The sequence below is a fragment of the Massilia sp. Root418 genome, assembly GCF_001425265.1.
Classification (GTDB): domain Bacteria; phylum Pseudomonadota; class Gammaproteobacteria; order Burkholderiales; family Burkholderiaceae_D; genus Rugamonas.
Genome location: NZ_LMEC01000026.1, coordinates 122,231 through 147,636 on the forward strand (window position 1 = coordinate 122,231; position 25,406 = coordinate 147,636).

A 25,406-nucleotide genomic window follows, 5' to 3' on the forward strand; every position below is an offset into this window, starting at 1 on the left:
CGGCAGGGCTAGACGAACTCTGACCACATGCCATGAGAGGCTATCACCCGGTATGCGCGGATTCATATCGCCCCCGATATGGGCGCTATGCATGCGGCGCCCGCCCGCACGGCGGCGTGGCGCGGTACTGTCTCGCCTGTATTTTCGAGGAGTCCGACCATGTGTGGCATCGTCGGCGTGCTTGCGCACGCCCCTGCAAACCAAACCATCTACGATGCGCTGCTCCTGCTGCAGCATCGCGGCCAGCAGGCCGCCGGCATCGCTACCGACAACGAGGGCGTGTTCGCCATGCACAAGGCGAACGGCCTGGTAACGGATGCCTTTCGCACCCGGAACATGCGTTCCCTGCGCGGCAACGCTGGCATCGGCCATTGCAGCTGCGCGGCATACGGCCCTTCATGCGACGAGGAGGCGCAGCCCTTCTATGTGAACGCGCCGTTCGGCATCACGCTGGCGCACAACGGTTGGCTGAGCAATGGCGACGCCTTGCGCGCGGAGCTGTCCGTGGCGGGCCGGCGGCACATGAACACAGCGTCCGATGCGGAGGTGCTGCTCAACGTGCTGGCCCATGAGCTGCACGCGGCCAGCAAAGGCGCCGGCTTCTCTGCCGGGGCGCTGTTCGCCGCCGTGGCGGCGCTGCAGGCGCGGGTCCGGGGTTCGTACGCGGCCGTGGCGCAGATCGCCGGCCAGGGCCTGCTCGCCTTCCGCGATCCCGAAGGCGTGCGGCCGCTGTGCATCGGCGTGCGCAGCGCGCCAAACGGCGACGAGTACATGGCGGCCAGCGAATCGGTGGCGCTGGACGGCATGGGCTTTGGCTTGCTGCGCGACGTCGCGCCGGGCGAGGCGATTTTCATCGGCATGGCGGGTGCACTGGCTTCGAGCCGGTTGCCGGCCGCTTTGCATGCGGCTGCGCCCCTCCCTGCCTCCCGCCCAAGCGCGTTCGAGTTCGTCAGCCTGGCAAGGCCGGACTCCATCATCGACGGCGCCTCGGTCTATGCCGCGCGCCTGAAGCTGGGCGAGCTGCTGGCCGAGCAGGTGCGCAGCGAGCTCGATACCGCCGGCATCGACGTGGTGATGCCGGTGGATGACATCGCGCGCCCCGCCGCCATCCAGCTGGCGCTCAGGCTTGGCATCGACTACCGCGAAGGCTTCATCCAGAACCGCTACCCCGGCCGCAGCTTCGACCTCCCGGCGGGCGCCGCCAGGCGCGCGGTGAGCCAGCGGCTGAACGCCATCGCGGCGGAGTTCAAAGGCAAGCGCCTGCTGCTGGTGGAAGATGCCATCGTGGACGGCGCGAGCAGCCGCGAGGTGGTGCAGCTGGCGCGCAACGCCGGCGCAAGCTACGTGGCGCTGGCCTCTACTGCGCCGCCGGTGCTGAAGCCTGACGTGTACGGCGTAGACTGGCCGGCGCGCCGCAAGCCGGCCGCCATGGGCGGCACGCGCGAGGCAATGCGCCAGACCGTGACGGCGGATGCGCTGGTTTTCCAGTCCTTGTCCGCCTTGAAGGCCGCCATCGCCAGCGTGTCCCCAGCCCTGCAACAGCTGGAGACGTCGTGCTTTGATGTGCCTTAGCTACCGCGATACGTGGAGTAGGCCCAGGGCGACACCACGATAGGCACGTGATAGTTCTGGCCCGGATCGGCGATGCCGAAGGCGATCACCACTTCATCGATGAAGCGCGGGGTCGGCATTGTCACGCCTTGCGCGGCGAAGTAGTCGCCGGCGCCGAACACCAGTTCGTACTTGCCGATCTGGACTTCGTCACCGAACAGCAAAGGCTGTTCGCAGCGGCCGTCCTGGTTGGTGGTGTCTGCCTTTAACAACACTTTCTCGCCGCCGTCCACGCGGTACAGCTTGACCTGTACGCCTGCGCCAGGCTTGCCCTGCGTGATGTCCAAAACGTGTGTACTCAGCTTGCCCATAGTGTCTCGCTTTCTTTATAGGGTTAAAACAGGAACTCCTGTATGAAAATCATATACGGCACAGTACTGGCAGATATACGCGGGCGTGGATAACAACCATGACCCCGGCGGACATAATCGGGCCTCCATTACAATAAAAGAGGGAGACGCAATATGAACGCATTTCGAGTAGGCGCCGCCGGCGCAGTGGCCGTCCTGGCCTTCGCCACGGGCATGCAGCAAGCCAGCGCCGCCGACTGGAGCGACACGTCGATCGGCTACCGCTATGGCACCCGCTTCGCCGAACCGTACAACACCAAGGACCTGGAAAAGCACATCCTGAACGTGACCCACGCCAGCGGCTACAAGTACGGCAGCAATTACTTCAACGTGGACTTCCTGAACTCGGATGGCGACGACGCCAACGCGCAGGAAGCCTATGTGCTGTACCGCCACACGCTGGACCTGGGCAAGGTGAGCGGCAAGAACTTCCAGTACGGCCCGGTGCGCGGCCTGGGCCTGACCGCCGGCTTTGACTGGAACACCAAGAACGACCACAGCTACGACTCCAAGAAGCACATGGTCGTCGCCGGTCCGACGCTGATGCTGGACGTGCCGGGCTTCCTGAACGTGAGCTTGCTGGCGGTCTGGGAAAGCAACCACCCGCTGGGCGTGAAAAGCCGCTACAGCTACGACACGCACGCCATGGTGAACGCATCGTGGGGTATCCCGCTGGGCAAATCGGGCTTCTCGTTCGAGGGCTACACCAACTGGATCGGCCACAAGGGCAAGAACGAGTTCGGCGGTCCCACCGCGCCGGAAATCAACTTCGACGCGCAAGTGATGTATGACCTGAGCGGCGCCGCCGGCCTGAAGCCGAACACGCTGCGCGTGGGCCTGGAGTACCAATACTGGCGCAACAAGTTCGGCACCCCGCACAGCGTGCCGGGCGCCACGGCGAAGACCCCGATGATCCGCGCCGAGTATCACTTCTGACCTTGTCCGCAACAATCCAGCCGGCCCTGCGGGGCCGGCTTGGCCAACGGCACCGCCAGGGCTGGACTACCTCCGCACGCTTGGTTATATTGCTCTTACCGAAAGTCACCGAGAGCCGCCATGCCCACCCTGGACCCGCGCATAGACGCCTATATCGCCAAATCCCCTGAATTCGCGCAGCCCATCCTGGAGCATTTGCGCGCCATCGTGCATGCGGCTTGCCCGGATGTGGATGAGACCATGAAGTGGAGCTTCCCGCATTTCCAGTACAACGGCATGTTGTGCAGCATGGCGTCGTTCAAGGGGCACTGCACTTTCGGCTTCTGGAAGGCCGAGCTGCTGATCGCGGCGGCGGACACGAAGACAAAGGAGGCCATGGGGCAGTTCGGCCGGATCACGTCCATCAAGGACCTGCCGCCGAAAAAGACGCTGGAGTCCTACATCAGGAAGGCGATGAAGCTGAACGACGAGGGCGTAAAGGCCCCGGCGCGCGCCAGGCCTGCCGTGCCGCGCGAGCTGGCGGTGCCGGACTATCTGACAGCAGCGCTGGCGCAGCGCCAGCCTGCGCTCGACCATTTCAACGCCTTCACCACCAGCAAGAAGCGCGACTACGTGGAGTGGATGGAGGAAGCCAAGACCGAAGCGACACGCCTGCGCCGCCTGGAACAGGCGGTAGAATGGATCGCCGAAGGCAAGTCCCGCAACTGGAAATACGAGAAATGCTGACTGATATCCGACGCGCCTTGTACGGCGCCGCCGTGGCCGAAGCGCTGGCCGATGATCCTTTTTACGTGACGGTCTGCGTTGCCGGCGGCGTGAAACAGCTGCTGCCGCGCTACGTTGAGCTGGCGCTGATCGAGGGCGAGCAGGCCGGCCGCGTCGACCTGGCGGACGAAGAAGGCAGCGGCGCCGCCATCTGGAGCGTGCCTGGCGACGCGGCGCGCAAAGCGGACGCCTACGCTGCGCGCGAGCGGGAGCTGGCCGTGCTGCTGGGAGAACAGGGCTACGCCAACTTCCAGGCCATCGTCGCCAATATGGAAGCCAACCTGGCGCCGCACGGCCTGTCGTCCGCCTGGTATCTGTCGATTGCCGGCATCCGGCCGGATGCGCAAAGCGGTGGCCTGGGCTCGCGCTTGCTCTCGCACGGTCTCGCAGCAGCCGACCGCGCGGGCGCCGTCAGCTTCCTTGAAACGTTTAACGGGCGCAGCCTGCCCTTCTACCGGGGCCAGGGCTACGAGGTGGCAGCGAAGTACCACGAGCCGGTCACCGGCGCGGATTACTAGCTCATGACGCGGCCGCCGCGCGCCTGAACCGGAAGCACCGGGGCCGCCCGCGTCAGGGCGCTGGGCAATCCGCCGGAATGAGGCGTTTGCGGCCTTCCGCCTCGTACTCTTCGATACTCTGCAGGCCCACGGCCCGCCGCCGGCGGTTGACCTGGTCCCGGCTGTCAACCGGCAGTATGGCGAGCGTGCACCGGTCGGGCATGGTGAACTGTGTGCCGTACTCTTGCAGCCTGCCTTCCGCTACAGCGATGCGGTCGGCCAGATAGGCCAGGTCGCGCGGCGCAGCTGCGCCTTTCTTGACCGCCGCTTCCAGCAAGTCCTTCGCAGTTTTCTGAAATGCCGGGTCTTTGTCCGCATGCTGCGCAAGCAGCCAGGCGTGATGGCTGGCCTGCTCTCCCTGCGGCCAGCCGCACGCCGCCAGTATCTCCTTTAACGCAGCGGTGTTGGCGCGGTCGATCCGGCCCCAGCGCTGGTTGGAGGCTTCCTGCCGGTCGCGCGTGGCGCTCGCATCAGCGGACAGCTTCTGGTGTTCTATGCGTACGCGCTGGTCCTCGCTCGCCATCTCGTTCAGGCGTTCGTCCAGCGCGTTGCAGTTTATCTGCGCGAATGCGGGGGCTTGGCAGAGCAGGAGAATAGCGGCGGCGAGTCGCATGGAGAGCAATCGGCGTTAAAGGAAAACCAATATTGCCACAACCTCGCTTGTCAGTCTGCTCTTACACGGAGGCAGGGGGTGCGCCGATGGGGCACTGCGGTGCGCGTTTGCATAATGTGGCCTGCTTCAGTTTCCAAGGTTTATGCATGAAAATCATCGATCAACGCTTTATCTCCGGTCAAAACCGTTACTCCAACCGCCCTTGCCTGCTCAGCATACTTGAACTGGACGACGCTGCCGCCTCTCCGGCCGACGTGCGCTCGACCGCTGCGAAGCTGAAGGGCGTGCTGGGAAATTTGCCGCGCCTGGAGCGGCTGATCAATGTCATAGGGCCGGTGGATGCCGATGCGGCACCCGCCGGACATTTTCAGTTGGCGCGCCTGATCCAGGCGGTGACGCTGGAATTGCAGCGCCTCGCGGGCAGCGAGGTGACGGTGGGCTTTGTCGGCGCGCTGCCGCGCATGCCGGGTCGGTATCGCCTGGTGCTGCCGTACAGGATGGAGAGGATCGCAGCGGCCGCCGTGAAGGCGGCGCTGGAGGTGGTGAATGCGGTGCGGGCCGGACGTATCGTCGACCTGGCCGCAGTCATGGCGCAGCTGCGGGCTGCGGGGGAACGGCGGGTTACGGCCAGGGCTGCGCCCTGACCTAACCCGCCCTACGGTATTGCCGTTTTACCGTTTTACCGTTTTACCGTATTGCCGTATTGCGGCTTAGACGAACTCGCCGATCTTGCTGACCACGGCGCCGCGCACCGAACCGCTGGTGACGAAGGAGTGGGCGACCTGGATGTCATTGTGGAACCAGCGGTCGCCGTCCAGGCACGCCGGGATCTGCTTGCGGATCTCGTCGTACGCGGCTTGCGTGCCTTCGCCCAGCTTGAAGCCCGGCAGCAGGTCTTCCGTCATGGTCAGCGCTTGCGCGGCCAGCAGCATTTCCACGCCGATGATGTACTGGGTGTTCTGCACCACCGTCGCGGCCTTGCGCGCGCACCACGTCGAATTGGAGATGTGGTCTTCGCTGTTGCCCTTGGACGGGATACTGTCCACGCTGCCCGGCATGCTCAGGGTGCGGTTTTCCATCACCAGTGAACTCAGCGAGCATTGCACCACCGGGTAGCCGGTGTTCACGCCGCGGATGCCGCTCATCAGGTTGCGCGGCAAGCCCCACGACAGGGTCGGATCGATCAGGCGCGCCACGCGGCGCTCGCAGATCGAGCCCAGGTCCGTGATGGCCATGGCCAGCAGGTCCATGGCCTGCGCCAGGTACTGCCCGTGGAAATTACCGCCCGAGATGATCTCGAAACCGCCGCCGTCCTTGCCGAAGATGAGCGGGTTGTCGGTGGCCGAGTTGATCTCGTTCCGCACGATGGTGTCGATGTAGTCCAGCGCGTCGAACACCGGGCCGTACACTTGCGGCGTGCAGCGCAGCGAGTACACGTCCTGGATGCGGGCCGTGTATGGGATGTCGGTGCGGCGCAGCTCGTCCGGGAACTGCACGGCGCGCGCTTCGTGCGTGGTGCGGGTGGATCCCTTGAGCAGCTTGCGCACCACCTTGGCGGTCTTGATCTGGCCCGGGTGCGGGCGCGCCAGTTGGATGCGCGGGTCGAACGCGGCCATTTCGGCGCGCATCGCTTCCAGCGTCAGGCCGAGCGCCAGGCAGGCGTCGGTCAGCAGGTTGCGCGCGTCGTCCGTGGCAAGCACGGCCACGGCCAGCGAGGCGGTGCAGCCATTGATCAGGGCCGATGCATCCTTGGCTTTCAGGTCGAATTTCACCGGGCCGATTTCAGCCTTGGTGATGGCCTCTGGCGCCGGCATGCGTTTGCCGTCGTACATCACCTCCGCTTCGTCGAAGCCGGCGATGGCCGCCGCCAGGTAGGCCAGCGGCGCCAGGTCGCCGGACGCGCCGACGGAGCCCTTCTGCGGCATGATCGGATGGATGCCGGCGTTGATGAAGGCCAGCAGCCGGTCCACCACTTCCACGCGCGGCGCCGAGTAGTTGGAGGCAAAGGCGTTCGCGCGCAGCAGCATGGTGGCGCGGCTCACCTCTTCCGAGAACGGTTCGCCGATGCCGCCGCTGTGCGCCATGATCAGCTGCGTCTGGAACAGTTCAATGTGTTCGACCTTGATGCGGGTGTCCTTCAGCAGGCCCACGCCGGTGTTAAAGCTGTACATCATCGGCGCTTCATCGTGCATCCAGGTGGATTCGATGTAGTCGCGGCTTTCCTTGAGCGCAGCGCGCGACGATGCGGCCAGTTCCACTTTGGCATGCGGCGCGCGCGCCACGGCGATCACCTGTTCCGCAGTAAGGTTGAAGCCGTCGATAGTAACGGTAGTTTCGGTAGTCATAGTCATTCCTTCATGGGTGCGGGTCAGTTCGCGCCGGACTCGAACCAGGTGCCGATCATCTGGCGCTCGGAGTCGGTCATTTGCGTCATGTTCGCCAGCGGCATGTCCTTGTTCTGCACGGCGCGCTGGTAGATCTTGGCTGCGTGCTGCTTGGTCTGCTCAGGCGTATCGAGCATCACGCCGCCAGGGGCCGATGCGAAACCGGCCTGGGTAGGCTGGGCCGAGTGGCACGACGCACAGCGCGCGGTCACCACTTGCTGCACGGCGCCGATGTCATGGCCGGAGCGCGCGATGTCGGCTGCGGTAGGCGCGGCGGCGGCATCGCCGTGGCCGTGGCCGTCCGCTGCCGCTACCGGCTGCGCTGCAACTGCCTTGCGCGGTGCAGGAGCGATCGCAATCGCCACAGCCACCAGCAGGATCACGCCGGCAACCGGGAAGCCCAGCGAGACGCGGCCGGCATGGCGCAGGTTGAAGAAGTGGCGGATCAGCACACCGGCAGCCATGATGGCGCCCAGGATCAGCCAGCTGTAGGCGTGGCTGTAGGTCATGGCGTAGTGGTTGCTGATCATGATCAGCAGCACAGGCAGCGTGAAGTAGTTGTTGTGCACCGAGCGCACCTTGGCGCGCTTGCCGTAGATCGGGTCGGGCGACTGGCCCTTCTCCATCGCTTCCACCAGCTTGCGCTGGCCGGGGATGATCACGAACAGCACGTTACCCACCATCATGGTGCCGATCATGGCGCCGACGTGGATGTAGGCGGCGCGGCCGCTCAGCGTGTGGGTCAGCACATAGGCCGCGGCGACGATCAGCACGAACAGCACGGAGCCCAGGACGGCAGGCTTCTCGCCCAGCGGCGACTTGCACAGCAGGTCGTAGACGATCCAGCCGCCGGCCAGCGTGCCCAGGCCCACGGCCACGGCTTGCAGGGACGACAGGTCGGCCACGTTTTTGTCGATCATCATCGCCGAGGCGTTGAAGTAGTAGACGATGAACAGCATCGCGAAGCCGCTCAGCCAGGTCGCATACGCTTCCCATTTGAACCAGTGCAGGTCGGACGGCAGTTCCGCCGGCGCCACCAGGTATTTTTGCGGGTTGTAGAAACCGCCGCCGTGCACGGCCCACAGTTCACCCGAGACGCCGGCCTTGGCCAGCGGGCTGCCGGGCTTGGGCGGCCGGATCGAGTTGTCCAGCCAGACGAAGTAAAACGAAGCGCCAATCCACGCTATGCCGGTGATCAAATGCAGCCAGCGTACCAGGAGATTGAGCCACTCCACCCCATACGATCCGAATAAAGCTTCCATGAATTTTCCAATTAGTCTGTTCATCTGCCTCTGGCGGGCACTTCAGATGAGCGAGGTTGTCACCTCCGGAACGATCGTTATCCTGCCGCCGCTACGATCGTGATGGCCTGTGGCCATCAACCTGCCCCCGGCCATGGAAAGTGTCTCCTCTCTCGCCGGGATGGTGGAACGATAGCGGGCTTGCGGGCGCGAATCCTGCGCCTGCACATATAACTTGCATACGATTCGCGTTATAGCTGTTACAGGCCCGGATGTGCGACTCTGTTATGCATAAGTTTAAATATCCAACCTTGGGAGACCGTTATGTCACGCTTGCCAGAACACCTGGACATCCACCTGATCCGCATCCTTTACCTGCTGCTGTGCGAGAAAAACGTCTCGCGCGTGGCACTGAAACTGAACCAGCCGCAGCCCTCCATCTCCGCCTCGCTGCGCAAACTGCGCGAGCTGACGGGCGATCCGCTGCTGGTGCGCGGCGGGCGCGGCATGGTGCCGACGCAGCACGGCGAGAGCCTGCTGAAGCCGGCCAAGCGCATCCTGGACGAAACCGAAAGCCTGTTCAGCCCCAAGACGGCCTTTGTGCCGCAGGAGGAGGCGCGCACTTTCCACATCGCCGCGCCGGACTATATGAACACGCAGTTCTTCACCGAGGTGATCGCGCGCGTGCGGCGCGAGTCGCCCAAGAGCCGCCTGGTGATCCATGCGCTGGGGCCGGACGCCGACTACGTGCGCCTGCTGTCGGATGGCGAACTGGATCTGGTGGTGGCCAACTGGGACGAACCGCCGCACCATCTGCACATCTCCAAGCTGTTCGACGATCCCATTGTGTGCCTGATGCGCGCCAACAGCGCCTATGCGCGCCGCACGCCGAAGGACGGCATGACCATCGAGGACTACCTGACCTTGCCCCACGCGGCGCCGGCGCTGATCCTGCCCGGCTACCACGGCAACATCGATGCCTTCCTGGAGCAGCAGAACATGGAGCGCAACATCGTGGTGGAGTCGGCGCATTTCCGCATGCTGCCCTACATCGTGGCGCAGACCGACCTGGTGCTGACGGCGGGCCAGCAGTTCGCCAGTTTTTACGAGAACACGCTGGGCCTCAAGTCGTACAAGGTACCGGTGAAGTTCCCGCCGCTGCGCTTCTACCAGCTGTGGCACGAGCGCGCGCACCACGCCACCGAGCACAAATGGCTGCGCGCCCAGATCAGCACGGCCGCGCGCCTGCTGGCGAAGTAGGGACGAACCGCTGCGGGCCGTAGGGCGGGTTAGCGCGCAGCGCGTAACCCGCCAGGTTCCGCCGCACAGCATAGGCGTTATCGGCAGCGCGATATAAGTCCCGGCATCCGGACCTCTATTATCAAATCGCCACCTCCCAGATCACCCAACATGGAGCGGGCCGCCCCCGACAGCGGCCCGAATGCACAATGACGACTCTGAAGCAACTGAACACCTGCGACGTGCTGGATTTCAGCGCAACGCTGCACGGCCTGTACGAACATTCGCCGTGGATCCCGCAGCGCGCCGCCGCGCAGCGCCCGTTCCGCACGGTGGACGCACTCAAGCTGGCCTTGCAGAAGGTGGTGGCCGAGGCCACGCGCGACGAGCAGCTGGGCCTGATCCGTGCCCACCCGGAACTGGCAGGCAAGGCTGCGGTGACGGGCGAACTGACGCCCGAGTCCACCGGCGAGCAGTCCAAGGCCGGCCTGCACCTGTGCAGCCCGGAAGAATTCGCGGCGCTGCAGGAACTGAACGCCGCCTATAACGACAAGTTCACCTTCCCCTTCATCATTGCCGTGAAGGGCCCGGACGGCCAGGGACTCACGCGCCAGGCCATCATTGCCGCCTTCCGCCGCCGCCTGCGCAACCAGGTGGAAGACGAAACCCGCGAAGCGCTGCGCCAGATCAACCGCATCGCCGAAATGCGCCTGAACGCGCTGCTGCAGCTGGAACCGGCCATGGGCCAATCCATCATGGCCTGGGCAGAGCAGCTCGGCGCGCTGAGCGAGGACACGCAGGGCCTGACCTGCACCTACATGACGCAAACCCACCGCAGCACGGCGGTGCAGATCGCGCAATGGATGCGCGAAGCGGGCATGCACGCGCACATCGACGCCGTGGGCAACGTGGTGGGACGCTACCTCTCCACCGACCCGCAAGCGCGCACCCTGCTCACCGGCTCGCACTACGACACGGTGCGCAACGGCGGCAAGTACGACGGCCGCCAGGGCATCCTCACCGCCATCGCCGTGGTCAAGCAGCTGCACGAACGCGGCGAAACGCTGCCCTTCCACTTTGAAGTGATCGCTTTCTCGGAAGAGGAAGGCGTGCGCTTCAAAAGCACCTTCCTGGGCAGCAGCGCGGTGATCGGCCAGTTCGACCCTGCCCTGCTGAACCTGCGCGACCGCGACGGCGTGCTGCTGCGCGACGTGCTGGCCGAAGCGGGACAGGACGTCAACACCATCGCCGCCATCGCGCGCGACCCGGCCGACCTGCTCGGATATGTGGAGGTGCATATAGAACAGGGGCCGGTGCTGCTTGACCGTGGGCTGCCGGTGGGCGTGGTGACGTCCATCGCGGGCAGCAGCCGCTTCCTGGTGGAGCTGAAGGGCGTGGCCAGCCACGCCGGCACCACGCCCATGGGCATGCGCAAGGACGCCGCCGCAGCCGCCGCCGAGATCGTGCTGTACGTGGAAGAGCGCTGCGGCGCGCATCAGCCGGGCGCGCAGGAATCGGCCCTGGTGGGCACGGTGGGCCAGCTGCAGGTGCCGGGCGGCTCCACCAATGTAATTCCCGGCGCGTGCACCTTTTCGCTCGACATCCGCGCCGCCAACGACGCCGCGCGCGACGCGGCGGTGGCCGACATCCTGGCGCGCATCGAAAAAGTGTGTCAACGACGCCACATTGATGTCAATGTTGAACGTACCGTTTCAGCCAGCTCGGCGCCCTGCGCGCCCTGGCTCATGCAGCAGATTGCAGCCGCCGCCGAACGGGCCGGCGTGCCCGCATTCCAGCTCGCGTCCGGCGCCGGCCACGACGCCATGCTGATGGCCCGCATTACCGATGTGGCCATGCTCTTCACCCGCTGCGGCAATGGCGGCATCTCCCACAACCCGCTGGAGACGATGACCGCCGACGACGCCGACGTGGCCGCCCGCATCCTGCTCGACTTCCTGCGCCACTTCAAGGCCAGGCCCAGGGCGGCAGCCCGGAGCAATGCGGACTATACCGAAAAACAGATAACCCATATTCCCCAGCAAATAAGCTGACAAGGAGCGTATAGACGACGATACAAGAAAGCAGCGCAAAAACCAGAGCGCGGGACGTCATATTTTTCCACTCGCAAGAAGTGGAATTTCGGACGTATAAAAACTAAACACGAGACAAACATCATGAACTTCCTGGATAACTATTTCAAGCTCAGTGAGAACGGCAGCAACGTTCGCACCGAGGTGCTGGCCGGCCTCACCACCTTCCTGACGATGGCGTACATCATCTTCGTCAACCCCTCCATCCTCGGCGACGCCGGCATGCCCAAGGACGCGGTCTTTGTGGCCACCTGCGTGGCCGCGGCGATCGGCACCCTGATCATGGGCCTGTACGCCAACTTCCCTATCGGCCTGGCGCCCGGCATGGGCCTGAACGCCTACTTTGCCTACGGCGTCGTGAAAGGCATGGGCTTCCCGTGGGAGGCGGCGCTGGGCGCGGTGTTCATCTCCGGCTGCTGCTTCCTGGTGGTGAGCCTGCTGCGCGTGCGCGAGAAGATCATGAACGCCATCCCCGCTTCGCTGCGCACCGCGATTCCGGCCGGCGTGGGCTTGTTCCTGGCGCTGATCTCGCTGAAGAATTCGGGCATCGTCGTCTCCAGCCCTGCCACCTTCGTCACCATGGGCAACCTGCACGAGCCTGCGCCCATCCTGGCCATCATCGGCTTCCTCGTCATCGTCGCGCTGGACCGCCTGAAAGTGACCGGCGCCCTGCTGATCGGCATCATGACCGTGACGGTGCTGAGCTTCTTCTTCGCCGGCAACCACTTCAACGGCGTGGTGTCCATGCCGCCGTCGATCGAACCGACCGTCTTCAAGCTCGACATCATCGGCGCCATCTCGCACGGCCTGCTGAACGTGGTGCTGGTGTTCTTCCTGGTTGAACTGTTCGACGCCACCGGCACCCTGATGGGCGTGGCGCAGCGCGCCGGCCTGATGAAGGACGGCAAACTGCCGCCGACCATGAACAAGGCCCTGCTGGCCGACTCAGGCGCCATCATCGCCGGCTCCGTGATGGGCACCTCCAGCACCACCGCCTTCATCGAAAGCGCCGCCGGCGTGCAGGCAGGGGGCCGCACCGGCCTCACCGCCGTCACCGTGGCCGTGCTGTTCCTGCTTGCGCTGTTCATCGCGCCGCTGGCCGGCGTGGTGCCGGCATACGCCACCGCCCCCGCCCTGTTCTTCGTGGCCTGCCTGATGCTGCGCGAACTGGCCGAAATCAACTGGAGCGAAACCACGGAAAGCATTCCCGCCGTGATCACCGCGCTGGTGATGCCATTCACCTATTCGATCGCCAACGGCCTGGCGCTGGGCTTCATCAGCTACGCCGCGCTGAAACTGCTGACCGGTAAGCACAAGGAAGTCAGCGGCATGATCTGGGGCATCGCCGGCGTGTTCCTGTTCAAGACTATTTATATCGCTGGTTGAAGGAGTAGTTCATGTCTCACCCGATTCGTTTTTACTACCAGGGGCGCGTGCAGGAAGTTGCGTCCGCATCCCCCACCCGCACGCTGCTTCAGCATCTGCGCGAAGACCAGCACTGCACCGGAACCAAGGAAGGCTGCGCCGAAGGCGACTGCGGCGCCTGCACCGTCGTCATCGGCTCGCTGGTGAACGGTGAACTGGAAATGCGCAACGTGAACTCGTGCATCCAGTTCCTGCCTACGCTGGACGGCAAGGCCGTGTTCTCGGTGGAGGACCTGAAACAGAAGGACGGCAGCCTGCACCCGGTGCAGGAAGCGCTGGTCGAATGCCACGGTTCGCAATGCGGCTTCTGCACCCCCGGCTTCGCCATGTCCTTGTGGAGCTTGTACCTGAAGCAGGAAACGCAGCCGGAGCCCCTGTGCCGTAAGCAAATCGACGAGACCCTGTCCGGTAACCTGTGCCGCTGCACGGGTTACCGCCCCATTATCGACGCGGCGCACCGCATGGGCGAACTGCCGCCGGTGCGCTTCGACCGGGAGGCCCTGGTAGCCGCCCTGCAAGACCTGCAACGAAACACCATGTTCAGCTACACCCACGACGGCCAGACCTTCCATGCGCCGCGCACCCTGGCCGAATTGGCCGAGCTGCGCGCCGCCAAGCCCACCGCCACCATCCTGGCCGGTTCCACCGACGTGGGCCTGTGGGTGACCAAGCAGATGCGCAACCTGGGCGACGTGATCTACGTGCGCCAGGTACAGGAGCTGCATCAGATGGGCATGGTGGACGGCATGCTGGAAATCGGCGCCGCCGTGTCGCTGGACGATGCCTACCGCTCGGTGGGCGACCTGTACAAGAACGCGTCGCTGCACGAACTGTGGCAGCGCTTCGCCTCGCAGCCCATCCGCAGCACCGGCACCCTGGGCGGCAGCGTCGCCAACGGCTCGCCCATCGGCGACTCCGCCCCATGGATGATCGTGCTGGGCGCCGAGATCGTGCTGAACGGCTCGCAGGGCCGCCGCAGCATGCTGCTGCAGGACTTCTACCTGGACTACATGAAGAAGAACTGGCAGCCGGGCGAATTCGTGGAGGCGGTGCGCATTCCGCTGCCGAAAGCGAACCAGCAGTTCCGCACCTACAAGCTGGCCAAGCGCTACGACCAGGACATTTCCGCCGTCGCCGCCGCCTACTGCATCACGCTGGAAGACGGCATTGTGCGCAACGCGCACATCGCCTACGGCGGCATGGCCGCCACCTCCAGGCGCGCCCCGCTGGCCGAAGCGGCCATCGAGGGCAAGCCATGGAATGAAGCGACGCTGAAGGCCGGCATGGCCGCTCTGGCGCAGGACTACACCCCGCTGACCGACATGCGCGCCACCGCCAGCTACCGCATGAAAACCGCGCAGAACCTGCTGCGCCGCTTCTGGCTGGAGTCGCGCCCGGACGGCGCGCTGCCGGTCACTTCGATCAACGCGTTTGCATTCAAGGAAAAGGACGCAGCATGAACAGTAAATCCGAAGCGTTCATGACCATCGGCGCGGCCCAGGGCTGGGCCGAAGTGGGCCAGAACCACCCGCATGAATCGGCCATCCTGCACGTGCTGGGCGAAGCCACCTACACCGACGACATCCCAGAAGCGCAAGGCACCCTGCATGCCGCGCTGGGCCTGTCGCCGAAAGCGCACGCGCGCATCCTGTCCATCAACCTGGAGCCGGTGAAAGCCATGCCGGGCGTGGTGGCCGTTTATACCTACAAAGACATCCCCGGCACCAATGACTGCGGCCCGATTATCCACGACGATCCGATCCTGGCAGAGGAAAAGGTTGAATACGTGGGCCAGCCCATCTTTATCGTTGTGGCGCAAACCCACGACCAGGCGCGCCATGCCGCGCGCAAGGCCGACATCCAGTACGAAGAGCTGCCAGCCATCCTGACGCCGGAAGCGGCACGCGACGCGGAATCGTTCGTGGTGCCGCCGATGCGCCTCACGCGCGGCGACGCCAAGGCGGCCTTCGAGCGCTCCAAGCACATCCTGAAAGGCACCCTGCACGTGGGCGGCCAGGAGCAGTTCTACCTGGAAGGCCAGATCTCCTACGCGCTGCCGAAGGAAGCGGGCGGCATGCACGTCTACTGCTCCACCCAGCACCCGACCGAGATGCAGCACGTGGTGGCGCATGCGCTGCACGTCGCTTCGCACGCGGTGGTGATCGAATGCCGCCGCATGGGCGGCGCCTTCGGCGGCAAGGAATCGCAATCCGCGCTGTGGGCCGCCTGCGCGGCAGTGTGTGCCAACGCGCTAAAGCGCCCGGTCAAGCTGCGCGCCGACCGCGACGACGACATGATGGTGACCGGCAAGCGCCACTGCTTCTACTATGAGTACGAGATGGGCTACGACGACAATGGCCGGATCACCGCCGCCAAGGTGGAGATGGTGACGCGCGCCGGCTTCTCGGCCGACCTGTCCGCGCCGGTCGCCACCCGCGCCATCTGCCACTTCGACAATACCTATTACCTGAGCGACTGCGACATCCGCGCCATGGCGGGCAAGACCAACACGCAGTCGAACACCGCCTTCCGCGGCTTCGGCGGCCCGCAGGGCGCCATCGCCATCGAATACATCGTCGATGAAATCGCGCGCAACCTGGGCAAGGATGCGCTGGACATCCGCAAGATCAACTTCTACGGCCGCAACGACGAGGAAGGCCGCAACTATACCCAGTACGGCCAGAAGGTGGTCGACAACGTGATCCACGAGCTGGTGGACCAGCTGGAGAACGACAGCGCATACCGGGCCCGCCGCGAGGCCATCCGCGAATTCAACGCCGGCAGCCCGGTGCTGAAAAAAGGCCTGGCGCTCACGCCGGTGAAATTCGGCATCGCCTTCAACGTCACTCACTTCAACCAGGCCGGCGCGCTGGTGCACATCTACACCGACGGCTCGGTGCTGGTGAACCACGGCGGCACCGAAATGGGCCAGGGCATCAACACCAAGGTATGCCAGGTGGTGGCGCACGAACTGGGCATTCCACTGGCACGCGTGCGCGCCAGCGCCACCGACACCAGCAAGGTCGCCAACACTTCGGCCACGGCCGCCTCCACCGGCGCAGACTTGAACGGCAAGGCCGCGCAGGACGCCGCCGCCACGCTGAACCGCCGGCTGCGCGAGTTCGCCGCCAAGACCTATGCCTGCGAGCCTGCCGCCGTGACATTCGCCAACGGCATGGTCTACGCCGGCGGGGCCATGGTCAGCTTCCCGGACCTGGTGCAGAAGGCTTACCTGGCCCGCGTGCAGCTGTGGTCCGACGGCTTCTACGCCACGCCGGGCCTGAGCTGGGACCGCGAGAGCATGACCGGCAATCCGTTCGGCTACTACGCCTACGGCGCGTCGGTATCCGAAGTGGTGGTCGATACGCTGACCGGCGAATGGAAGCTCCTGAAGGTCAACGCCCTGTACGACGCGGGCAATTCGCTGAACCCGGCCATCGACGTGGGCCAGGTGGAAGGCGCCTTCATCCAGGGCATGGGCTGGCTCACGACGGAAGAACTGTGGTGGAACAAGGCCGGCAAGCTGATGACGCACGCGCCGTCGACCTACAAGATCCCTGGCGTGTCCGACTGCCCGGAAGACTTCGACGTACAGCTGTTCAAGAACCGCAACGCCTTCGACAGCATCCACCGTTCCAAAGCCGTAGGCGAGCCGCCGCTGCTGCTGCCGTTCTCGGTGTTCCTGGCGATCCGCGACGCGGTGGCATCGGTGGGCGACTACCGCATCAACCCGCCGCTGCGCGCCCCGGCCACCAGCGAAGCGATCCTCGACGCGGTGGAAGCCGTGCGCGAGCAGGCCAAAGCGGCCTGAGAGCGTCACCGCCCAAACTGAAAGAGCCGCTGCGTCACTGCGCAGCGGCTTTTTTTTGCCGGATCAGCCCATGAAGAACGTCCTCTACCTCGCCCTGCTCCTGCTGCAAACGGCTCCCGCCTTCGGCGCCGGCGCGCCGCTGCGCGTGTGCAGCCTGAGTCTTGCGCCGCAAACCATGCAAGGCGCAGACGGCGCGCCCACCGGCTATGCGGTGGAGATTCTCCAGCACGTGGCCCGCGAACTGCGATGGAACATCCGCATCGACTACCTGCCCTGGGCCCGCGTGGTGTCGGAAATCCGCGCCAAGCGCTGCGACATGGCGATGACAGTGCTGCACTTCAAGGACTACGCGGAATTCATGCTCTTCCCCCGGCAGTCCATCCTCGACCAGAAAAACGTGCTGGTGGTACGGCGCGGCAGCAGGATCAGGTATGGCGGCGACCTGGAACAGTTCATGCGGCGGCATTCCATCGGCTTATATGTCGACAAGCGCGTCAACGATGAATTCGAGCGCCTGCGCGCGGCCGCATGGGCGGTGGTCGACACGGCGCCCAGCGCCGTGCTCAATGCGAAGAAGCTGCTGTTCCACCGCTTCGACGCGCTCATCGAAAACGACCTCAGCGCCATCTATGAGATGCGCAAGCTGGGGCGTCTGGCGGACATCGAAATCCTGTCGCCGCCGCTCAGCGTGGCGCCCGCCTACATCGTCTTCTCACAGGCGGCGGAGTCGAAAGCCAGGGCCAGGGCGTACGACGAGGCGCTGGCCAGCTTCAAGAGAACCGCCAGGTTCAGGGCACTGACCAACCGCTATCTGCCCGATGCCAGCATCGCCGACTGACCCGGCGCGAGCGGCAGCGCCAGTTCGGCTTCCAAGGTGGCGTAGATCGCTATTTTCTGGTGCAGATAGGCCAGCGTTTCCTGCATCGCCTTTACTTCCGCCTCGACGGCGGCCGTGTGCTGGACCAGCATCGCTTTGCGTTCTGCCACGCTGGCCGGCAGGTCGCCCTGCTCCCGCAATTGCGCGTATCGCTGCATCTCTTCGATGGACATGCCGGTGGCGCGCAACCGCAACAGGAATGCGATCCAGTTGAGGTCATCCGCCCGGTAGAGCCGGTGGCCGTTGCTACGGCGCGGAATCGGCTTGATCAGGCCGATCCGCTCGTAGTAGCGCAGCGTGTGGACACTCAGCCCACACGCCTCGGCCGTCTGTTGTATGGTGAGTGCAGCAGTCATGTGGCCCGGCGGCTTATTCGAACTGTTTCCTGAACTGCTCGAACTGGGCGGCCAGGTCGCTGAAGTCCTGGCGCAGCTGGGCGACTTCGGCTTCCAGCTGGGCCAAGCGGCTGCCCTGCGCCGGCGTGCTGGTGCTGCCGCCGTAGCTGGCGGCGGTTTCTTCGCGGGCCAATGCTTCTTCGCCTTGCAGCAGGTGGCCGTAGCGCGGCTCCTTGGTGCCGGGTGCCAGCGGCAGCTTGGCCGCCAGCGGCGGGTATTTGTCGATCAGGAATTGCAGTGCCTGTTCGACGTCCGCCACGGATTTAAAGTCGTGCAGGCGCCCGGTGCGGGTGCGGATTTCGCCGGCGGTCTGCAGGCCGCGCAGCATCAGCACGGTCAGCACAGCCACCTTGTCCTGCTCCAGCGACCATTTGATGCGCATGCGGTGCTCGTACTTGGTGACGCGCGCGCCGGCCTGCGTGATGCCGTTCACGAACTTGCGCTGCATGAGCCGCTGCAGCACGTCGGCCACGGTTTCCTCCGAGATCGACATCACCGGATCGCGGCTGGACAGCTGGTTGCAGCCGTTGGTGATGGCGTTCAGCGACATCGGGTAGTTGTCCGGCGTGAGGGCTTCTTTTTCGGCCAGGACGGCGAGCACGCGGGTTTCAAACGGGTCCAGCAGGTTGGCGTTGTCCGCTTCGTTAGTCATGCGTATTCCTTCATTCGACAAGTTGCTTATCTGAATTTACCACGAATCGGCCGGCTTACTCGACCAGCTTGTTCAGCTGCTCGGAATTGAATTTGTCGCACTCGGGAATGGACGGACAATCCAGCCCCGCCGCCTTCATGATGGCGGCCATGCGCTCGATCTGCTGCTCCTGCGCCGCAGCCTGGTCGATCAGCGCACGCATGGCCTTGATGAGCGGGTCGTCACCGTTGGCGGTGATGCCGTAGGCTGAGAACATCTTGGCCGACGGGCTCACGCTGACGGTCTGCTTGTCGATGATGTGGGCCGGATTGCCGACCGCCGTGGCGCCCGCAGGCACGGGCTTGAGCAGTACCGCGTTGGAGCCCACCTTGGCGTATTCGCCCACGGTGAACCCGCCCAGCACCTTGGCGCCCGCGCCGACAATGACGCCGCGCTCCAGCGTGGGGTGGCGCTTGCTGCCGGTGTGCAGCGAGGTGCCGCCCAGGGTGACGCCCTGGTAGATGGTGCAGTCGTCGCCTACCTCGGCGGTTTCGCCGATCACCACGCCGAAGCCGTGGTCGATGAACACACGGCGGCCGATGCGGGCGCCGGGGTGGATTTCGATGCCGGTGAGGATGCGCGCCAGGTAGGCGATGAAGCGGCCCAGCCATTTCAGGCCGTGCGTCCAGCACCAGTGCGCCCAGCGGTGCAGCACGATGGCCTGCAAGCCCGGATAACAGGTCAGCACCTCCCAACCGTTGCGGGCGGCGGGGTCGCGTTCGATGATGCTGTTGATGTCTTGGCGCAGGTTGCGGAACATGGCGGCACAGAAATTAGACCGATTTACGCATGGTAGCGTATCCGGTACGGGGTTGCTTGGGGCGGTGGCGGAGCCGGCGGGTTACGGCTTTGCCTAACCCGCCCTACGGTTTGACCCGGGTTTGCGTGGTATTGCGTGAATTGCGTAGGGCGGGTTAGCGAAGCGTAACCCGCCGTCGCGGGCAGGCTGGAATCAGCCTTCTTTGACGAGGCGCTGGCGGCGCGCCTCGTACAGACAGACGCCGGAGGCGACCGAGACGTTCAGGCTCTCGACGGTGCCGAACATGGGGATGCTGACCAGCATGTCGCAGGTCTCGCGGGTCAGGCGGCGCATGCCCTCGCCTTCCGAACCCATCACCAGTGCGGTGGGACCGGTGAAGTCGGACTGGTACAGGTTCTTCTCGCCGTCGTCGGAGGTGCCGATCAGCCAGATGTCGCGGTCTTTCAGGTCACGCAGGGTGCGCGCCAGGTTGGTCACGGTGATGTAAGGCACGTTCTCGGCCGCGCCGGATGCCACTTTGGCGGCGGTGGCGTTCAGCCCGACCGCGCGGTCCTTCGGCACGATCACCGCGTGCGCGCCGGCGCCGTCGGCCACGCGCAGGCAGGCGCCCAGGTTGTGCGGGTCGGTAATGCCGTCCAGCACCAGCAGCAGCGGCGGGCCTTCGATGGCGTCCAGCAGCTCGTCCAGGTTGCGCGCCAGCGAAATCTGCTGCGCGAAGGCGATCACGCCCTGGTGGCGATGGGTGCCGACGATCTTGTCGAGGCGGACGGAATCCACAGGCATCACGCGCACGCCGAGCGACTTGGCGTTGGCCACTAGGTCGGTCATGCGGCGGTCGTTGCGGCCCACGTCGACGAAGATTTCCTCTACCGAGGAAGCTTCGTGGCGCAGGCGCGAGGTGACGGCGTGGAAGCCGAAAATCATTTTGTTCTTGGACATGCTTATCTTCAGGTGAATCCGCCCGGGCCGGAGCCAGGGCGGAGGTTAATGCTTAGCGCTTCTTCTTGCTCTTGCTGGCAGGCTTGGCTGCCGGTGCTGCGGATTTGCTGCGCTTGGGCTTGGCTGCGGACTGGCCGGCGGATTTGCCCTGGCTGCCCTTCGACTTCGCTGCCGCCGGGGTGCGCGATTGCACGCTGGGGCCAGGCTTGACGTTGCTGCGGGTGTCCGCCTTTGTGGGCTGCTTGCGGTTGCGGCCGGAGGCCGGCTCGTCGCCGGAGCCCGAACCGGGGCGCACGCCTGCCGCATCCTGCTCGGCTTGCGCCAGGCGCAGGTCGATCTTGCGGGTTTCCAGGTCCACGCGCACTACCTGCACGTTGACCTTGTCGGTCAGCTGGTAACGCTTGCCGGTGCGTTCGCCGCGCAGTTCATGGCGCGCTTCGTCGAACTGGAAGTAGTCCGCGCCGAGGTCGGTGATGTGCACCAGGCCTTCGACAAACAGTTCCTGCAGCTGCACGAAGATGCCGAAGGTGGTCACGCCGGTGATCATGCCGGTGAATTCCTCGCCCAGCTTGTCCTGCATGAAGTAGCACTTCAGCCAGGATTCCACGTCGCGCGAGGCTTCGTCGGCGCGGCGCTCGTTGGCCGAGCAGTGCACGCCCAGGGCGTCCCACACGGTCAGGTCGGCGGCGGCTTTCGGCGCCTTGCCCTCGGCCTTGTCCTTGGCCTGCTGGCGGCGGGTGGCGTTCGACACGGCCGTGTTCAGCACGCTGGTGTCGGCCACTTTCGGCTCGTACTTCTTGCCCAGCAGGATGGCCTTGATGGCGCGGTGGGTCAGCAAGTCCGGATAGCGGCGGATCGGGCTGGTGAAGTGGGCATAGGCCTCATACGCCAGGCCGAAGTGGCCGATGTTGTCCGGGCTGTAAACCGCCTGCTGCATGGAGCGCAGCAGCATGGTTTGCAGCAGCGATGCGTCCGGACGCTCCTTGATCTTGCGCATCAGCTCGGCGTAATCGCCGGCGGCGGGCGCGTCGCCGCCGCCCAGGCTCAGGCCCACCTGCTTGAGGAAGTCGCGCACCTGCTTGAGCTTTTCCTTGGTCGGACCGGCGTGGATGCGGTAGGTGCCCGGGTGCTTGTGGCGCAGCAGCAGGTCGGCCGCGCAGACGTTGGCGGCCAGCATGCACTCTTCGATCAGCTTGTGCGCGTCGTTGCGGGTGCGCGGGATGATCTTTTCGATCTTGCCGGCGGCGTTGCAGACGATGTAGGTTTCGGTGGTCTCGAAGTCGATCGCGCCGCGCTCGTTGCGGGCTTTCACCAGCGCGTGGTACACGTCGTACAGGTTCTGCAGGTGCGGCACGATGCCTGGACGGCGCGCCGCTTCCGGCCCCTTAGTGTTGGCCAGGATGGCGGCCACTTCGTTGTAGGTCATGCGCGCGGCCGAGTGGATCACGGCCGGGTAGAACTGGTAAGCCTTGATCTCGCCCTTGGCGGTGATGACGGCGTCGCACACCAGCGTCAGGCGGTCGACCGCCGGGTTCAGCGAGCACAGCCCGTTGGACAGCTTCTCCGGCAGCATGGGAATCACGCGGCGCGGGAAGTAGACCGAGGTGCTGCGCTCCAGCGCGTCGGCGTCCAGCGCGTCGTTCGGCTTGACGTAATGGCTCACGTCGGCAATCGCGACGATCAGGCGGAAGGCGTTGGTGCGGCCGATCTTCACCGGTTCGCAGTACACCGCATCGTCGAAGTCGCGCGCGTCTTCGCCGTCGATGGTCACCATGGGCACGTCGCGCAAGTCCACGCGGTCGGCCAGGTCGGCTTCGCGCACGTGGTCGGGCAGCTTGTTGGCCTGCTTCAGCGCCGCGTCCGAGAAGATGTGCGGCACGCCAAATTTGCGCACCGCGATTTCGATTTCCATGCCGGGATCGTCCAGCGCGCCCAGCACTTCGGTAATGCGGCCGGCCGGCTGCTTGAAGCGGCCCGGCTGTTCGGTCAGCTCGATGGAGACGATCTGGTCCGGCTTGGCTTTGCCCACCGGGCCTTCGACTATGATGTCCTGCGCGATGCGCTTGTCTTCCGGCGCCACCAGCCAGACGCCGTTTTCCTTCAGCAGGCGGCCGATGATGTGGGTGTTGGCGCGCTGCACCACTTCGACAATGGTGCCTTCCGGACGGCCGCGCCGGTCCAGGCCGACCACCTTGGCCAGCACTTTGTCGCCGTGCAGCACCTTGGCCATCTCGCGCTCGGACAGGAACAGGTCTTCGCCCGGCTCATCCGGGATCACGAAACCGAAGCCGTCGCGGTGGCTTTGCACCCGCCCGGCCACGAAGCCGGAGTGGTCCGCCAGGGCGAAGAAGCCGTTATGGTCGGAAACGATCTGGCCGTCGCGCTCCATGGCGTTCAGACGGCGCGTCAATACGGCGTGGGACTCGGCTTTGACATTGAGCGACAGCGCGAGTGCGCGCAGATCGAGCGGCGCCTTGGCGCTGCGGAAGATGCCGAGAATTTCCTCACGGCTAGGAATGATGTGGGTAGATTGGTTCAAAAGTATTTCTATGGTTTTATTATTGATGGAGAAAAAATCGTGTACCGCCCTGACCAGCCACGTTGACATGGAACAGGGCGTAGTGTACCGGAGGTCGCGCTATTTGCCTAACGCGAAGGCTTAGCCGTGTGCCCGGAGTGCGTCCGGAACGTGCCTGAAAAAAGTTGCCCCAGGCTATTTGACTTCTCAAAAGAATCCTCTATAATTCTGGTCTTCCGCAGCGGCAACGCTGAGGAAACGGCGAGTTGATGTGCAGTATGGAACGGAAACGTTCATCTGGCGCGAAACTCTCCAAGTCGTTATAATAGCAGAAGTTGCCCACGTGGCGGAATTGGTAGACGCGCATGGTTCAGGTCCATGTGCCGCAAGGTGTGGGGGTTCGAGTCCCTCCGTGGGCACCACAGAATTCCGCAAAAAAGCCTCCTTCGGGAGGCTTTTTTCATTTCCGGCCACTGTCGGACTTGCTGACACCCGGCCGGCGCCAGCAGACCAAGCCGCCTGCAAGTGCCTGATTCCATTGCGCCGCACGGTTCTTGCATCAGTCAGGGCATTCCACTCAGGAGTGCGCCATGAACATCCTTTCCGCCACCGCCGTCCTTGCCGCCCTGCTTGCCGTTGCGCCCGCGCAGGCTGCGCCCATCTTCCAGTTCCAGTTCACGCCCGGCACCACCCTGCAGGCCCAGCAAGGATTCATTGCGGCGGGCGCGCGCTGGTCCGCGCTGCTGACCGACGACATCACCGTCAACCTCACCGTCGGCTTCGGCGCACTGGGCGGCGGCATACTCGGCCAGGCCGCCAGCACGCAGGACTTCCATTCCTACGCCGACTTCCGCAGCGCCCTCACGGCCGACCGCAGTTCGGCGCTGGACAACACGGCCGTGGCGCATCTGCCCGGCACCAGTTTCGGCCTGCTGATCAACCGCACCGCCAACAACCCGCACGGCGCGGCCAGCGCCACGCCCTATCTCGACAACAACGCCAGCAACAACAACCGCACCGTCTACATCACCAACGCCGAAGCAAAAGCGCTCGGCATGGCGGTGGTGGACGACACCCTGCCCGGCTGCATCGGCAACTGCGACGGTTTCATCCAGTTCAACAGCAATCTCGCCTTCGACTTCGACAGCAGCAACGGCATCGGCGCCACGCAATACGATTTCGTCGGCATGGCAGCACACGAAATCGGCCACACCCTCGGTTTCATCAGCGGCGTGGACGTCCTGGACTACAACGCGCCGCCCAACAACGGCCCCTTCAACGACGACGAATTCACCTACGTGTCCGGGCTGGACATGTTCCGCTACTCGGCGCTGAGCAGCGCCAGCGGTGTGCTCGACTGGACTGCCGACGCCCGCGAAAAATACTTCTCGGTGGACGGCGGCGCCACGCTGGAAGCGGAATTCTCCACCGGCAGCACCTTCGGCGACGGCCGCCAGGCCAGCCACTGGAAGGACTTGATGATGCTGGGCCTGATGGACCCCACCGCGGCGCAAGGCGAACTGCTGCTCATCACCAATAACGACCTGCGTGCCATGGACAGCATCGGCTACAACCTGGCGCCGATACCGGAGCCGTCGCAGGCCGCCATGGTGGGCGCCGGCTTGCTGATGGCGCTGGCCTGGGCGGGCCGCAAGAAATATTTTCACGGAAACATCAATTGACGCTTGACCAAGGCCGCCGCGGCCTTTAAGATTCGGGCCTCTGTTGCAGAACAACTGCCCACGTGGCGGAATTGGTAGACGCGCATGGTTCAGGTCCATGTGCCGCAAGGTGTGGGGGTTCGAGTCCCTCCGTGGGCACCACAGAATTCCGCAGAAAAGCCTCCTTCGGGAGGCTTTTTGCATTTGCGCCCGCCCCAGCTGTCCTGCTGAGAAATCTTGCTTTCGCTCTTGACGGCATGGCTGCCAGCCCTTACTATGCGTGCCTCTGTTGCAGAACACCGCAGCAAAGACAAAGAAGACAGAGCCCACGTGGCGGAATTGGTAGACGCGCATGGTTCAGGTCCATGTGCCGCAAGGTGTGGGGGTTCGAGTCCCTCCGTGGGCACCACAGTTCTGTTTTCGATGTTGAGTTTTTCAGCAGTACCATTGCCCACGTGGCGGAATTGGTAGACGCGCATGGTTCAGGTCCATGTGCCGCAAGGTGTGGGGGTTCGAGTCCCTCCGTGGGCACCAAGAATTCCG

At 64.7% G+C, this 25,406-nt stretch carries 21 protein-coding genes and 4 tRNA genes; 16 read left to right on the forward strand and 9 right to left on the reverse strand.

Annotated features, from left to right (window positions below):
• Positions 1-159 precede the first annotated feature (159 nt).
• Positions 160-1,572, forward strand: coding sequence for an amidophosphoribosyltransferase (gene purF, locus ASC94_RS29035; RefSeq protein ID WP_056404586.1), 1,413 nt, complete (start codon positions 160-162; stop codon positions 1,570-1,572).
• Here purF and uraH read toward each other — a convergent pair.
• Complete coding sequence (gene uraH, locus ASC94_RS29040) at positions 1,569-1,922, reverse strand: hydroxyisourate hydrolase (RefSeq protein ID WP_056404588.1); 354 nt, start codon at positions 1,920-1,922, stop codon at positions 1,569-1,571. The two genes, purF and uraH, sit on opposite strands and share 4 nt — an antisense overlap.
• A gap of 153 nt (positions 1,923-2,075) precedes the next feature.
• Here uraH and ASC94_RS29045 point away from each other — a divergent pair, with 153 nt between their 5' ends.
• The 3 genes from ASC94_RS29045 (at position 2,076) to ASC94_RS29055 (ending at position 4,180) form a co-directional block, all read left to right on the forward strand.
• Positions 2,076-2,897 (forward strand): hypothetical protein, encoded by an 822-nt coding sequence (locus ASC94_RS29045; RefSeq protein WP_056404591.1) that lies wholly within the window; start codon positions 2,076-2,078, stop codon positions 2,895-2,897.
• 120 nt (positions 2,898-3,017) lie between these two features.
• Positions 3,018-3,623: a YdeI family protein gene (locus tag ASC94_RS29050; protein ID WP_056404593.1), complete on the forward strand. Its 606-nt coding sequence runs from the start codon at positions 3,018-3,020 to the stop codon at positions 3,621-3,623.
• Positions 3,617-4,180, forward strand: coding sequence for an N-acetyltransferase (locus ASC94_RS29055; RefSeq protein WP_157201639.1), 564 nt, complete (start codon positions 3,617-3,619; stop codon positions 4,178-4,180). Before ASC94_RS29050 ends, ASC94_RS29055 begins: the two co-directional genes overlap by 7 nt.
• Positions 4,181-4,232: 52 nt before the next feature.
• Here ASC94_RS29055 and ASC94_RS29060 read toward each other — a convergent pair whose 3' ends face one another.
• A complete protein-coding gene (locus ASC94_RS29060) occupies positions 4,233-4,832 on the reverse strand; it encodes a DUF6624 domain-containing protein (RefSeq protein WP_056404596.1) in 600 nt (199 codons plus the stop codon).
• A 146-nt stretch (positions 4,833-4,978) separates the two neighbouring features.
• Between ASC94_RS29060 and ASC94_RS29065 the strand changes: the two genes are divergently transcribed.
• Positions 4,979-5,476 (forward strand): hypothetical protein, encoded by a 498-nt coding sequence (locus ASC94_RS29065; RefSeq protein ID WP_056404598.1) that lies wholly within the window; start codon positions 4,979-4,981, stop codon positions 5,474-5,476.
• Between the two features lie 66 nt (positions 5,477-5,542).
• On the opposite strand, the gene hutH is transcribed toward ASC94_RS29065, so the two are convergent.
• Entirely contained in the window at positions 5,543-7,177 is a 1,635-nt protein-coding gene (gene hutH / locus ASC94_RS29070; RefSeq protein ID WP_157201640.1) for a histidine ammonia-lyase, read from the reverse strand.
• A 23-nt stretch (positions 7,178-7,200) separates the two neighbouring features.
• On the reverse strand, positions 7,201-8,478 hold the full coding sequence (locus tag ASC94_RS29075; RefSeq protein WP_056404602.1) for a urate hydroxylase PuuD: 1,278 nt from the start codon (positions 8,476-8,478) through the stop codon (positions 7,201-7,203).
• Positions 8,479-8,781: 303 nt separating this feature from the next.
• Here ASC94_RS29075 and ASC94_RS29080 point away from each other — a divergent pair, with 303 nt between their 5' ends.
• The 6 genes from ASC94_RS29080 to ASC94_RS29105 all read left to right on the forward strand — a co-directional run bounded on the left by ASC94_RS29080 (position 8,782) and on the right by ASC94_RS29105 (position 17,860).
• Positions 8,782-9,717 carry a LysR family transcriptional regulator gene (locus ASC94_RS29080; RefSeq protein ID WP_056404604.1) on the forward strand — a complete coding sequence of 312 codons (936 nt, stop codon included), beginning with the start codon at positions 8,782-8,784 and terminating at the stop codon, positions 9,715-9,717.
• A 188-nt stretch (positions 9,718-9,905) separates the two neighbouring features.
• Positions 9,906-11,747 (forward strand): allantoate amidohydrolase, encoded by a 1,842-nt coding sequence (locus ASC94_RS29085; protein WP_082616921.1) that lies wholly within the window; start codon positions 9,906-9,908, stop codon positions 11,745-11,747.
• 123 nt (positions 11,748-11,870) lie between these two features.
• Complete coding sequence (locus ASC94_RS29090) at positions 11,871-13,172, forward strand: NCS2 family permease (protein ID WP_056404606.1); 1,302 nt, start codon at positions 11,871-11,873, stop codon at positions 13,170-13,172.
• 11 nt (positions 13,173-13,183) lie between these two features.
• On the forward strand, positions 13,184-14,671 hold the full coding sequence (xdhA, locus tag ASC94_RS29095; RefSeq protein WP_056404608.1) for a xanthine dehydrogenase small subunit: 1,488 nt from the start codon (positions 13,184-13,186) through the stop codon (positions 14,669-14,671).
• Positions 14,668-17,022: a xanthine dehydrogenase molybdopterin binding subunit gene (gene xdhB, locus ASC94_RS29100; RefSeq protein WP_056404611.1), complete on the forward strand. Its 2,355-nt coding sequence runs from the start codon at positions 14,668-14,670 to the stop codon at positions 17,020-17,022. The genes xdhA and xdhB overlap by 4 nt, the downstream gene beginning before the upstream one ends.
• 70 nt (positions 17,023-17,092) lie before the next feature.
• On the forward strand, positions 17,093-17,860 hold the full coding sequence (locus tag ASC94_RS29105; protein ID WP_056404613.1) for an ABC transporter substrate-binding protein: 768 nt from the start codon (positions 17,093-17,095) through the stop codon (positions 17,858-17,860).
• On the opposite strand, the gene ASC94_RS29110 is transcribed toward ASC94_RS29105, so the two are convergent.
• The 5 genes from ASC94_RS29110 to rnr all read right to left on the reverse strand — a co-directional run bounded on the left by ASC94_RS29110 (position 17,830) and on the right by rnr (position 23,223).
• Entirely contained in the window at positions 17,830-18,255 is a 426-nt protein-coding gene (locus ASC94_RS29110) for a MerR family transcriptional regulator (protein ID WP_056404615.1), read from the reverse strand. The genes ASC94_RS29105 and ASC94_RS29110 overlap by 31 nt on opposite strands.
• A 13-nt stretch (positions 18,256-18,268) precedes the next feature.
• Positions 18,269-18,946, reverse strand: a complete 678-nt coding sequence (locus tag ASC94_RS29115; protein WP_056404617.1) for a YceH family protein — start codon at positions 18,944-18,946, stop codon at positions 18,269-18,271.
• Positions 18,947-19,001: 55 nt separating this feature from the next.
• The gene (cysE, locus tag ASC94_RS29120; RefSeq protein ID WP_056404619.1) at positions 19,002-19,745 is read right to left on the reverse strand and encodes a serine O-acetyltransferase; all 744 of its coding nucleotides are present in this window, start codon (positions 19,743-19,745) and stop codon (positions 19,002-19,004) included.
• Positions 19,746-19,937: 192 nt separating this feature from the next.
• Entirely contained in the window at positions 19,938-20,684 is a 747-nt protein-coding gene (rlmB, locus tag ASC94_RS29125) for a 23S rRNA (guanosine(2251)-2'-O)-methyltransferase RlmB (RefSeq protein ID WP_056404621.1), read from the reverse strand.
• 52 nt (positions 20,685-20,736) lie between these two features.
• A complete protein-coding gene (rnr, locus tag ASC94_RS29130; protein ID WP_056404623.1) occupies positions 20,737-23,223 on the reverse strand; it encodes a ribonuclease R in 2,487 nt (828 codons plus the stop codon).
• A gap of 316 nt (positions 23,224-23,539) precedes the next feature.
• Here rnr and ASC94_RS29135 point away from each other — a divergent pair.
• The 5 genes from ASC94_RS29135 (at position 23,540) to ASC94_RS29155 (ending at position 25,397) form a co-directional block, all read left to right on the forward strand.
• Positions 23,540-23,624: transfer RNA gene (locus tag ASC94_RS29135), tRNA-Leu, on the forward strand.
• A gap of 168 nt (positions 23,625-23,792) precedes the next feature.
• Positions 23,793-24,884, forward strand: coding sequence for an NF038122 family metalloprotease (locus ASC94_RS29140; protein WP_056404625.1), 1,092 nt, complete (start codon positions 23,793-23,795; stop codon positions 24,882-24,884).
• A gap of 56 nt (positions 24,885-24,940) precedes the next feature.
• Positions 24,941-25,025, forward strand: a tRNA-Leu gene (locus tag ASC94_RS29145).
• A 162-nt stretch (positions 25,026-25,187) separates the two neighbouring features.
• Positions 25,188-25,272: transfer RNA gene (locus tag ASC94_RS29150), tRNA-Leu, on the forward strand.
• A gap of 40 nt (positions 25,273-25,312) precedes the next feature.
• Positions 25,313-25,397: transfer RNA gene (locus ASC94_RS29155), tRNA-Leu, on the forward strand.
• The last annotated feature ends 9 nt before the right edge of the window (positions 25,398-25,406 follow it).

Bases quoted from the DNA above. Each gene is read 5' to 3' on its own strand.
- ASC94_RS29050 (WP_056404593.1), top strand. From the start codon at position 3,018: ATGCCCACCCTGGACCCGCGCATAGACGCCTATATCGCCAAATCCCCT.
- ASC94_RS29055 (WP_157201639.1), top strand. From the start codon at position 3,617: ATGCTGACTGATATCCGACGCGCCTTGTACGGCGCCGCCGTGGCCGAA.
- ASC94_RS29105 (WP_056404613.1), top strand. From the start codon at position 17,093: ATGAAGAACGTCCTCTACCTCGCCCTGCTCCTGCTGCAAACGGCTCCC.
- ASC94_RS29065 (WP_056404598.1), top strand. From the start codon at position 4,979: ATGAAAATCATCGATCAACGCTTTATCTCCGGTCAAAACCGTTACTCC.
- purF (WP_056404586.1), top strand. From the start codon at position 160: ATGTGTGGCATCGTCGGCGTGCTTGCGCACGCCCCTGCAAACCAAACC.
- cysE (WP_056404619.1), bottom strand. From the start codon at position 19,745: ATGTTCCGCAACCTGCGCCAAGACATCAACAGCATCATCGAACGCGAC.
- ASC94_RS29080 (WP_056404604.1), top strand. From the start codon at position 8,782: ATGTCACGCTTGCCAGAACACCTGGACATCCACCTGATCCGCATCCTT.
- hutH (WP_157201640.1), bottom strand. From the start codon at position 7,177: ATGACTACCGAAACTACCGTTACTATCGACGGCTTCAACCTTACTGCG.
- ASC94_RS29075 (WP_056404602.1), bottom strand. From the start codon at position 8,478: ATGGAAGCTTTATTCGGATCGTATGGGGTGGAGTGGCTCAATCTCCTG.
- ASC94_RS29045 (WP_056404591.1), top strand. From the start codon at position 2,076: ATGAACGCATTTCGAGTAGGCGCCGCCGGCGCAGTGGCCGTCCTGGCC.
- xdhA (WP_056404608.1), top strand. From the start codon at position 13,184: ATGTCTCACCCGATTCGTTTTTACTACCAGGGGCGCGTGCAGGAAGTT.
- rlmB (WP_056404621.1), bottom strand. From the start codon at position 20,684: ATGTCCAAGAACAAAATGATTTTCGGCTTCCACGCCGTCACCTCGCGC.
- ASC94_RS29085 (WP_082616921.1), top strand. From the start codon at position 9,906: ATGACGACTCTGAAGCAACTGAACACCTGCGACGTGCTGGATTTCAGC.
- ASC94_RS29140 (WP_056404625.1), top strand. From the start codon at position 23,793: ATGAACATCCTTTCCGCCACCGCCGTCCTTGCCGCCCTGCTTGCCGTT.
- xdhB (WP_056404611.1), top strand. From the start codon at position 14,668: ATGAACAGTAAATCCGAAGCGTTCATGACCATCGGCGCGGCCCAGGGC.
- ASC94_RS29110 (WP_056404615.1), bottom strand. From the start codon at position 18,255: ATGACTGCTGCACTCACCATACAACAGACGGCCGAGGCGTGTGGGCTG.
- ASC94_RS29115 (WP_056404617.1), bottom strand. From the start codon at position 18,946: ATGACTAACGAAGCGGACAACGCCAACCTGCTGGACCCGTTTGAAACC.
- uraH (WP_056404588.1), bottom strand. From the start codon at position 1,922: ATGGGCAAGCTGAGTACACACGTTTTGGACATCACGCAGGGCAAGCCT.
- ASC94_RS29060 (WP_056404596.1), bottom strand. From the start codon at position 4,832: ATGCGACTCGCCGCCGCTATTCTCCTGCTCTGCCAAGCCCCCGCATTC.
- ASC94_RS29090 (WP_056404606.1), top strand. From the start codon at position 11,871: ATGAACTTCCTGGATAACTATTTCAAGCTCAGTGAGAACGGCAGCAAC.